Source organism: Stenotrophomonas sp. I18B00994, assembly GCF_014145825.1.
In the GTDB taxonomy this organism is placed as follows: domain Bacteria; phylum Pseudomonadota; class Gammaproteobacteria; order Xanthomonadales; family Xanthomonadaceae; genus Stenotrophomonas; species Stenotrophomonas maltophilia.
Genome location: NZ_JACIUW010000009.1, coordinates 175,761 through 184,688, shown reverse-complemented (window position 1 = coordinate 184,688; position 8,928 = coordinate 175,761). Strand labels below are relative to the sequence as shown.

The following is an 8,928-nucleotide window of genomic DNA, read 5'->3' as shown; positions in this document are numbered from 1 at the left end:
ACATCGTCGTGTTCCTGAACAAGGCCGACATGGTGGACGACGCCGAGCTGCTCGAGCTGGTCGAGATGGAAGTGCGCGAGCTGCTGAGCAAGTACGACTTCCCGGGCGACGACACCCCGATCATCGCTGGTTCGGCCCGCCTGGCGCTGGAAGGTGACCAGAGCGACATCGGCGTGCCGGCCATCCTGAAGCTGGTCGATGCCCTGGACAGCTGGATTCCGGAGCCGGAGCGTGCGATCGACAAGCCGTTCCTGATGCCGGTGGAAGACGTGTTCTCGATCTCGGGCCGCGGCACCGTGGTGACCGGCCGTATCGAGCGCGGCGTGATCAAGGTCGGCGACGAAATCGAAATCGTCGGCATCCGTCCGGTGCAGAAGACCACCGTGACCGGCGTTGAAATGTTCCGCAAGCTGCTGGACCAGGGTCAGGCAGGCGACAACGCTGGCCTGCTGCTGCGCGGCACCAAGCGTGACGACGTCGAGCGCGGCCAGGTGCTGGCCAAGCCGGGCACGATCAAGCCGCACACCAAGTTCGAAGGTGAAGTCTACGTCCTGTCGAAGGACGAAGGCGGCCGTCACACCCCGTTCTTCAACGGCTACCGTCCGCAGTTCTACTTCCGCACCACCGACATCACCGGCGCAGCTGCACTGCCGGAAGGCGTCGAAATGGTGATGCCGGGTGACAACGTCAAGATGGTCGTCACCCTGATCAACCCGGTGGCGATGGACGAAGGCCTGCGCTTCGCCATCCGCGAAGGCGGCCGCACCGTCGGCGCCGGCGTGGTCTCGAAGATCATCGAGTAATCTGGTAGTATCTGCGCCCCGATGTTGCCTGGGTAGGGCATCGGGGCGTATCAAATGGGAAAGCAGGCACAGGACGTGCCTTGTGTTCCCCGGACCAGGAAGGGTCAATGCCATTCAGGCGGCGTCAACAGGCGACTGTTGACAGCTGCCTTGTGTGCCATTATGCTTCTACGTCTGGGCAGGCCGGGGAACTGGTCTGCCTACGTTTTTGAGGTCTATGGAGTGACCTTGTCGGCCTGCAGGAGTGTGGGTCGTCCGTATTCAGGAATTTCATGGGGCAAAGCAACCCAGAGGCTTTGTCTGTCGCTCTTTTAACGAAGGAACCTACCGCCATGGCGGACCAAAAGATCCGGATCCGGCTGAAAGCGTTCGATCATCGTCTGATCGACCGTTCGGCCAGCGAGATCGTTGAAACGGCAAAGCGGACCGGCGCGCAAGTGCGTGGCCCGATCCCGCTGCCGACCAAGATCGAGCGCTACACCGTTCTCGTCTCCCCGCACGTCGACAAGGACGCGCGTGACCAGTACGAGACCCGCACGCACAAGCGCGTGCTCGATATCGTTGACCCGAATGACAAGACCGTGGACGCGCTGATGAAGCTCGAACTGGCTGCCGGCGTCGACGTTCAGATCAAGTTGACCTGAGGACTACGACCATGACGAAGAAGTATTCGTTGGGCTTCGTGGGCCGCAAGGCCGGCATGAGCCGCGTGTTCACTGAAGATGGCCGCTCCATCCCGGTGACCCTGATCGAAGCAACCCCGAACCGCATCGCGCAGATCAAGACCGTCGAAACCGACGGCTACAGCGCCGTGCAGGTGACCGTCGGCGCGCGTCGCGCTGCCCTGGTCAACAAGCCGGAAGCCGGCCACTTCGCCAAGGCGAAGGTGGAAGCGGGTCGTGGCCTGTGGGAATTCCGCGTTGAAGACGCGCAGCTCGGCGATTTCGCCGTTGGCGGCGAAGTCAAGGCGGACATCTTCGAAGTCGGCCAGATCGTCGACGTCCAGGGTGTCACCAAGGGTAAGGGCTTCCAGGGCACCATCAAGCGCCACAACTTCCGTATGGGCGATGCAACCCACGGTAACTCGCTGTCGCATCGCGCGCCGGGTTCGCTGGGTCAGCGCCAGACCCCGGGTCGCGTTTTCCCGGGCAAGAAGATGTCGGGCCACATGGGCGCGGTGCAGCAGAGCACCCAGAACCTGGAAGTGGTCAAGGTCGACGTCGAGCGCGGTCTGATTGCCGTTCGCGGCGCCGTTCCGGGCGCGGCGGGTGGCGATGTGATCGTCCGTCCGGCGAGCAAGGCATAAGGAGAGATGACGATGGAACTCGTTATCACGGGTAGCAACAACAAGGTCTCGGTCTCCGAAGCCGTGTTCGGTCGCGATTTCAGCGAAGATCTGGTCCACCAGGTCGTCGTTGCTTACCGCAACGCCGGTCGCGCCGGCACCAAGGCACAGAAGACTCGCTCCGAAGTGGCTGGTACCACCAAGAAGTCGAAGAAGCAGAAGGGCGGCGGGGCGCGTCATGGCGCACTGACGGCGCCGATCTTCGTCGGCGGCGGTGTCACCTTCGCGGCCAAGCCGCGCAGCTTCGAGCAGAAGGTCAATCGTAAGCAGTACCGTGCCGCCATGTGCGCGATCCTGTCCGAGCTGAACCGTCAGGGCCGTCTGACCATCGTGGAGTCCTTCGACGTCGAAGTGACCAACACGAAGGGTCTGGTCGCCAAGCTGGCCGGCCTGGAGGTGGGCAAGCGCCCGCTGATCGTCACCGAAGAAGCGTCCGAGCACCTGTACCTGTCCGCCCGCAATCTGCCGTACGTGCAGGTGCGTGACGTCCAGGGCCTGGATCCGGTCTCGCTGGTGGGTGCCGACACGGTCGTCATCACCGCTGACGCGGTCAAGAAGGTCGAGGAGTGGCTGGCATGAACAGCAACGAAAAAATCTTCAGCGTGCTGCGTGCCCCGCGTGTCTCCGAAAAGACCGCGCGCCTGCAGGAACTCTCCAACCAGTATGTCTTCGAAGTTTCGAACGAAGCCACCAAGGCCGATGTAAAGGCCGCGGTTGAGCAGCTGTTCGACGTCAAGGTCGAAGCTGTCAACGTGGTCAACGTCAAGGGCAAGAACAAGTCCTTCCGTAACCGTGCTGGCCGCCGCGGCGATTGGCGCAAGGCGTACGTTCGCCTGGCCGATGGCCAGTCGATCGATGTAACGGCCAAGGCCTGAGGTACATCCCATGCCATTGATGAAATTCAAGCCCACTTCCCCCGGCCGCCGTTCGGCCGTGCGCGTGGTCACTCCCGACCTGCACAAGGGTGCTCCGCACGCTGCCCTGGTCGAGTCGCAGAGCCGCTCGGGTGGTCGTAACCACCATGGCCGCATCACCGTGCGTCACGTCGGTGGTGGTGCCAAGCAGCACTACCGCATCATCGACTTCAAGCGCAACAAGCTGGGCATCCCGGCGCGCGTGGAACGCATCGAATACGATCCGAACCGCACCGCTCACATCGCCCTGCTGTGCTACGTCGACGGTGAGCGTCGCTACATCATCGCCCCGAAGGGCCTGAAGGCCGGTGATCAGGTGATCGCTGGTTCGGATGCCCCGATCAAGGCCGGCAACACCCTGCCGCTGCGCAACATCCCGGTCGGCACCACCATCCACTGCATCGAGCTGAAGCCGGGCAAGGGCGCTCAGATCGCTCGCGCCGCTGGTGCGGCCGTGCAGCTGGTGGCTCGCGAAGGCATCTACGCCACCCTGCGCCTGCGCTCGGGTGAAATGCGTAAGGTTCCGGTCGAGTGCTGCGCCACCATCGGTGAAGTCGGCAACGACGAGCACAGCCTGGAAAAGCTGGGCAAGGCCGGTGCCAAGCGTTGGCGCGGCGTCCGCCCGACCGTTCGTGGTGCTGCCATGAACCCGGTTGACCACCCGCACGGTGGTGGTGAGGCCAAGGCCGGCCAGGGTAACCCGCATCCGGTCACCCCGTGGGGTGTCCCGACCAAGGGTTACAAGACGCGCCATAACAAGCGCACTCAGCAGTTCATCGTCCGCGATCGTAGGGGCTAATCGACCATGGCACGTTCACTCAAGAAGGGCCCGTTCGTCGATCACCACCTCGTCAAGAAGGTGGAGGCCGCTGCGGGCAGCAAGAAGCCGATCAAGACCTGGTCGCGCCGTTCGATGATCCTGCCTGACATGGTAGGCATCACCATTGCCGTGCATAACGGCAAGAACCACATCCCGGTTCTCGTCAACGAGAACATGGTCGGCCACAAGCTCGGCGAATTTGCCATCACCCGGACCTTCAAGGGTCACGGTGGTGACAAGAAGTCGGGCAAGTAAGGAGAGATGACAATGGAAGCGAAAGCCATCCTGCGCACTGCGCGCATCTCCCCGCAGAAGGCTCGTCTGGTCGCTGACCAGGTGCGCGGTCTGCCGGCCGAACGTGCGGTCAACCTGCTGAAGTTCTCGGACAAGAAGGCTGCCCACCTGATCAAGAAGGTGGTGGAGTCGGCTATTGCCAATGCCGAGAACAACCAGGGCGCCGACGTCGACGAGCTGAAGGTTCAGACCATCATGGTTGATGAAGGTCCGACCCTGAAGCGTTTCATGGCGCGGGCGAAAGGCCGCGGTACCCGCATCCTCAAGCGCACCAGCCACATCACTGTGGTTGTGGGCGCCGCCAAGTAAGCGGATAAGGAAAAGACCATGGGTCATAAAGTTCATCCGATTGGTATCCGCCTCGGCATTTCCAAGGACTGGAACTCCAAGTGGTACGCCAACAAGGCCGAGTTCGCCGGTTACCTGGCAGCCGACCTGAAAGTGCGCGACATGCTGCGCAAGAAGCTGGCCCAGGCCGGCATCAGCAAGATCCTGATCGAGCGTCCGGCCAAGACCGCTCGCGTGACGATCCACACCGCCCGTCCGGGCGTGGTGATCGGCAAGCGCGGTGAGGACATCGAGAAGCTGCGCAAGGAAGTGAGCGAGATGATGGGCGTCCCGGCGCACATCAACGTCACCGAAGTGCGCAAGCCGGAACTGGACGCGCAGCTCGTTGCCGAGTCGATCGCCCAGCAGCTGGAGCGTCGCATCATGTTCCGCCGTGCAATGAAGCGCTCGGTCGGCAACGCGATGCGCCTGGGTGCCCTGGGCATCAAGGTCAACGTCGGTGGCCGCCTCAACGGTGCAGAAATCGCCCGTTCGGAGTGGTACCGCGAAGGCCGCGTGCCGCTGCACACCCTGCGTGCCGACATCGACTATGGCTTCGCTGAAGCCAAGACGACCTACGGCATCATCGGCATCAAGGTCTGGATCTACAAGGGCGAGGTCTTCGATTTCTCCCAGGTTGGCCAGGAAAAGCAGGACGACACCCCGTCGCGCAACGATCGTCACGATCGCGGCGACCGTGGTGACCGTCAGCGCCCGGCCCGTGAAGCGAGGTAACGACAATGTTGCAACCCAAGCGAACCAAGTACCGCAAGGTACACAAGGGCCGTAATGATGGCCTGAGCTGGAGCGCCAACGCTGTCAGCTTCGGCGAATACGGCCTGAAGGCAACCGCACACGGTCAGCTGACCGCGCGCCAGATCGAAGCGGCCCGCCGCTCGATCAGCCGCTACGTCAAGCGCGGCGGCAAGATGTGGATCCGCGTGTTCCCCGACAAGCCCATCACCAAGAAGCCCATCGAAGTCCGAATGGGTTCGGGTAAGGGTAACGTGGAATACTGGGTGGCCCAGATCCAGCCCGGCCGCATGATCTATGAAATCGAGGGTGTTTCCGAGGAAGTGGCTCGCGAGGCGTTCCGCCTGGCCGCCGCCAAGCTCTCGGTCACCACCACTTTCGTGACCCGTACGGTGCGCTGATGGATATCAAAACTCTCCGTGAAAAGTCGGCTGACGAACTCAAGGCCCACCTGATCGACCTGCGTAAGGAACAGTTCTCTGTCCGTATGCAGCAGGTCACCGGCCAGCTGCCGAAGACCCACGACATTCGCCGGGTCCGTCGCGAGATTGCTCGCGTCAAGACCCTGCTCGGCAGCACGAAGTAAGGATGGCCGCTATGAGCGACAATACTGAAAAGAAGACGCTGCGCACGGTCGAAGGCCGTGTCGTCAGCAACAAGATGGACAAGACGGTTACCGTCCTGGTTGAGCGTCAGGTCAAGCACGCGCTGTACGGCAAGTACATCAAGCGCTCGACCAAGCTGCACGCCCACGATGCCGACAACGCCTGCAAGGAAGGCGATGTCGTCCGCGTGACCGAGATTGCTCCGATGTCCAAGACCAAGAACTGGCGCGTGGTGGAAGTCATCACGCGTGCGGCTGAATAAGGAGTCTGAATCATGATCCAGATGCAGAGCTACCTTGACGTCGCGGACAATTCGGGTGCCAAGCAGGTGATGTGCTTCAAGGTGCTGGGTGGTTCCAAGCGCCGTTACGCCGGCATCGGCGACATCATCAAGGTCACCGTGAAGGATGCGATTCCGCGCGGCAAGGTCAAGAAGGGTGAAGTGTATGACGCCGTCGTGGTGCGTACCCGCAAGGGTGTGCGTCGCGCCGACGGTTCGCTGATCCGCTTCGACGGCAACGCGGCCGTCCTGCTGAACAACAAGCAGGAGCCGATCGGTACCCGTATCTTCGGGCCGGTGACCCGTGAACTTCGTTCGGAGAAGTTCATGAAGATCGTCTCGCTCGCTCCCGAAGTGCTGTGAGCGACAGGAGATAATCATGGCTAACCGTATCAAGAAGGGCGACCAGGTTGTCGTCAACGCTGGCAAGGACAAGGGCAAGCAGGGCGAAGTCGTCCGCGTCGACGGCGACCGTGTGGTCGTCGCCAACGTGAACATCGTCAAGCGCCACACCAAGCCGAACCCGCAGGCAGGTGTTGCCGGCGGCGTGGTCGAGCGCGAAGCTTCGATCCATATCTCCAACGTGAACGTGCTGAACCCGGCTTCGGGCAAGGGCGAACGCGTTGGCTTCAAGGTGCTGGAGGATGGACGCAAACTGCGTGTGTTCCGCTCCAGCGGTGAGGCGCTCGACGCCTGAGGAATGTGAAGATGACTTCCCGTCTCGAAAAGATCTACAAGGAAGAAGTGGTGCCGGCGCTGATGAAGCAGTTCGGCTACACCAATCCGATGGAAGTACCGAAGCTCGTCAAGGTCACCCTGAACATGGGTGTCGGCGAGGCTGCCACCAACAAGAAGATCCTGGAAAACGCCGTCGCGGACATGACCAAGATTTCCGGCCAGAAGCCGGTTGTCACCAAGTCGCGTATCTCGGTCGCGTCGTTCAAGATCCGTGATGGTTGGCCGATCGGCTGCAAGACCACGCTGCGTCGCCACAAGATGTACGAGTTCCTGGACCGCCTGATCAACATCTCGCTGCCGCGCGTGCGCGACTTCCGTGGTGTTTCCGGCCGTTCCTTCGACGGCCGCGGCAACTTCAACATGGGTGTGAAGGAACAGATCATCTTCCCGGAAATCGACTTCGACGCCGTCGATGCGATCCGCGGCATGGATATCGCCATCACCACCACTGCGAAGACCGATGCGGAAGCGAAGGCGCTGCTGGCAGCGTTCAAGTTCCCGTTCCGTAACTGATCTGTCGAGGAAACCGAAATGGCAAAGACCTCCATGGTCAACCGCGACATCAAGCGGGAAAAGCTGGCCAAGAAGTACGCTGAAAAGCGTGCGGCTCTGAAGAAGATCGTGTCCTCCGTGGACGCGACCTACGAAGAGAAGATCGAGGCCGCAACCAAGCTGGCCAAGCTGCCGCGCGATTCGTCGCCGAGCCGCCAGCGTAATCGTTGCGAGCTGTCGGGTCGTCCGCGTGGCGTCTACAGCAAGTTCGGCCTGGGCCGTAACAAGCTGCGTGAAGCCACCATGCGTGGCGACGTGCCGGGTCTGCGCAAGGCCAGCTGGTAACCCCAGCCGGCCCTGCGATCAGGAGCCCCTTCGGGGGTTCCTGAACCGGGCAGGGGAGGCATTCAGCTTTCCCGACGCAAAAAAACCGAGGAGCCCGGCGCAAGCCGGGCTCTTTTGGCGTATACTCCCGCGTCTTGCCCTGCGCAAACGGGGTCGTAGGAGTGGGCTTCCGGCCCGCTGCATCAAGGGACCTGGCCCGTTTCCAGGAGACAACAGATTTTCGCGAAAGCGGATATCGGTGCACTCAAAGGTACTCATATGAGCATGACTGATCCCATCGCCGACCTGCTGGTCCGCATCAAGAATGCGGCCGCGGTGGGCAAGCAGACGGTGAAAGCCCCGTCGTCCAAGATCAAGGTTGCGATCGCCCAGGTCCTGAAGGACGAGGGTTACATCGCCGACCTGCGCGTGACCCAGCTGGAAAACAACAAGTCCGAGCTGGAAATCGTGCTGAAGTATTTCGAAGGCAAGCCGGTCATCGCGACCCTGAAGCGCTTCTCGCGTTCGGGCCTGCGCCAGTACCGCGGCAAGAGCGAGCTGCCGAAGGTCATGAACGGCCTGGGTATCTCCATCATTTCCACCTCCAAGGGCATCATGACTGATGCGCAGGCGCGCCAGCTGGGCGTCGGCGGCGAAGTCCTGTGCTTCGTGGCCTAAGGCGAAAGGAGTAGAACTATGTCCCGCGTAGCCAAGAAGCCGATTACCCTGGGTAAGGTTGAACTGAACGTCCAGTCGGACAGCGTCACCGCCAAGGGCCCGAAGGGCACCCTGTCGCTGGCCAAGCCGGCCGGTATTGCCATCAACGTCGACAACGGCGTTGCCACCCTGAGCACCGAAAGCGCCGACCTGGTCGCACTGACCGGTACCGTGCGTGCGATCCTGTCCAACATGGTCAAGGGCGTGTCCGAAGGCTTCGAGCGCAAGCTGGAGCTGGTGGGCGTGGGTTACCGCGCTGCCATGCAGGGCAAGGACCTGAACCTGTCGCTGGGCTTCTCGCACCCGGTCGTGTTCGTGGCGCCGGAAGGCATCACGCTGTCGACCCCGACCCAGACCGAGATCCTGGTCCAGGGCGCTGACAAGCAGGTCGTCGGTGAAGTTGCCGCCAAGATCCGTGCGTTCCGCAAGCCGGAACCGTACAAGGGCAAGGGCGTGAAGTACTCCGACGAAGTCATCATCCGTAAGGAAGCCAAGAAGGCATAAGCGCGAGTCCCT

At 61.9% G+C, this 8,928-nt stretch carries 18 protein-coding genes; all 18 read left to right on the top strand.

Going from position 1 to position 8,928, the window contains the following annotated elements; translation table 11 throughout:
* Positions 1-803: elongation factor Tu (locus H4O10_RS12535; RefSeq protein ID WP_182681054.1), on the top strand; the 803-nt coding region annotated here is incomplete at its 5' end.
* A 332-nt stretch (positions 804-1,135) separates the two neighbouring features.
* On the top strand, positions 1,136-1,447 hold the full coding sequence (gene rpsJ, locus H4O10_RS12530; RefSeq protein ID WP_005408208.1) for a 30S ribosomal protein S10: 312 nt from the start codon (positions 1,136-1,138) through the stop codon (positions 1,445-1,447).
* Positions 1,448-1,458: 11 nt separating this feature from the next.
* Entirely contained in the window at positions 1,459-2,109 is a 651-nt protein-coding gene (gene rplC / locus H4O10_RS12525; RefSeq protein ID WP_004145336.1) for a 50S ribosomal protein L3, read from the top strand.
* 12 nt (positions 2,110-2,121) lie between these two features.
* Positions 2,122-2,727 (top strand): 50S ribosomal protein L4, encoded by a 606-nt coding sequence (gene rplD, locus H4O10_RS12520; RefSeq protein ID WP_019659578.1) that lies wholly within the window; start codon positions 2,122-2,124, stop codon positions 2,725-2,727.
* Positions 2,724-3,023: a 50S ribosomal protein L23 gene (rplW, locus tag H4O10_RS12515; protein ID WP_004145338.1), complete on the top strand. Its 300-nt coding sequence runs from the start codon at positions 2,724-2,726 to the stop codon at positions 3,021-3,023. The genes rplD and rplW overlap by 4 nt, the downstream gene beginning before the upstream one ends.
* Before the next feature lie 10 nt (positions 3,024-3,033).
* The gene (rplB, locus tag H4O10_RS12510) at positions 3,034-3,861 is read left to right on the top strand and encodes a 50S ribosomal protein L2 (protein WP_004145339.1); all 828 of its coding nucleotides are present in this window, start codon (positions 3,034-3,036) and stop codon (positions 3,859-3,861) included.
* Positions 3,862-3,867: 6 nt separating this feature from the next.
* A complete protein-coding gene (gene rpsS, locus H4O10_RS12505) occupies positions 3,868-4,137 on the top strand; it encodes a 30S ribosomal protein S19 (RefSeq protein WP_005415413.1) in 270 nt (89 codons plus the stop codon).
* Between the two features lie 12 nt (positions 4,138-4,149).
* Entirely contained in the window at positions 4,150-4,485 is a 336-nt protein-coding gene (gene rplV, locus H4O10_RS12500) for a 50S ribosomal protein L22 (RefSeq protein WP_004145348.1), read from the top strand.
* An 18-nt stretch (positions 4,486-4,503) separates the two neighbouring features.
* Positions 4,504-5,238, top strand: coding sequence for a 30S ribosomal protein S3 (rpsC, locus tag H4O10_RS12495; protein ID WP_005415414.1), 735 nt, complete (start codon positions 4,504-4,506; stop codon positions 5,236-5,238).
* Positions 5,239-5,243: 5 nt separating this feature from the next.
* Positions 5,244-5,657 (top strand): 50S ribosomal protein L16, encoded by a 414-nt coding sequence (rplP, locus tag H4O10_RS12490; protein ID WP_004154486.1) that lies wholly within the window; start codon positions 5,244-5,246, stop codon positions 5,655-5,657.
* The gene (gene rpmC / locus H4O10_RS12485; protein ID WP_004154487.1) at positions 5,657-5,842 is read left to right on the top strand and encodes a 50S ribosomal protein L29; all 186 of its coding nucleotides are present in this window, start codon (positions 5,657-5,659) and stop codon (positions 5,840-5,842) included. The genes rplP and rpmC overlap by 1 nt, the downstream gene beginning before the upstream one ends.
* Before the next feature lie 11 nt (positions 5,843-5,853).
* On the top strand, positions 5,854-6,123 hold the full coding sequence (rpsQ, locus tag H4O10_RS12480; RefSeq protein ID WP_004154489.1) for a 30S ribosomal protein S17: 270 nt from the start codon (positions 5,854-5,856) through the stop codon (positions 6,121-6,123).
* Positions 6,124-6,135: 12 nt separating this feature from the next.
* Entirely contained in the window at positions 6,136-6,504 is a 369-nt protein-coding gene (rplN, locus tag H4O10_RS12475; RefSeq protein ID WP_010483978.1) for a 50S ribosomal protein L14, read from the top strand.
* Positions 6,505-6,520: 16 nt separating this feature from the next.
* The gene (gene rplX, locus H4O10_RS12470) at positions 6,521-6,838 is read left to right on the top strand and encodes a 50S ribosomal protein L24 (protein WP_004154490.1); all 318 of its coding nucleotides are present in this window, start codon (positions 6,521-6,523) and stop codon (positions 6,836-6,838) included.
* Between the two features lie 11 nt (positions 6,839-6,849).
* Positions 6,850-7,392 carry a 50S ribosomal protein L5 gene (gene rplE / locus H4O10_RS12465; protein ID WP_005415416.1) on the top strand — a complete coding sequence of 181 codons (543 nt, stop codon included), beginning with the start codon at positions 6,850-6,852 and terminating at the stop codon, positions 7,390-7,392.
* Positions 7,393-7,410: 18 nt separating this feature from the next.
* Positions 7,411-7,716: a 30S ribosomal protein S14 gene (rpsN, locus tag H4O10_RS12460; protein ID WP_019659577.1), complete on the top strand. Its 306-nt coding sequence runs from the start codon at positions 7,411-7,413 to the stop codon at positions 7,714-7,716.
* 258 nt (positions 7,717-7,974) lie between these two features.
* Positions 7,975-8,373 (top strand): 30S ribosomal protein S8, encoded by a 399-nt coding sequence (gene rpsH, locus H4O10_RS12455; RefSeq protein WP_021204581.1) that lies wholly within the window; start codon positions 7,975-7,977, stop codon positions 8,371-8,373.
* 18 nt (positions 8,374-8,391) lie between these two features.
* Entirely contained in the window at positions 8,392-8,916 is a 525-nt protein-coding gene (rplF, locus tag H4O10_RS12450) for a 50S ribosomal protein L6 (protein ID WP_019659576.1), read from the top strand.
* The last annotated feature ends 12 nt before the right edge of the window (positions 8,917-8,928 follow it).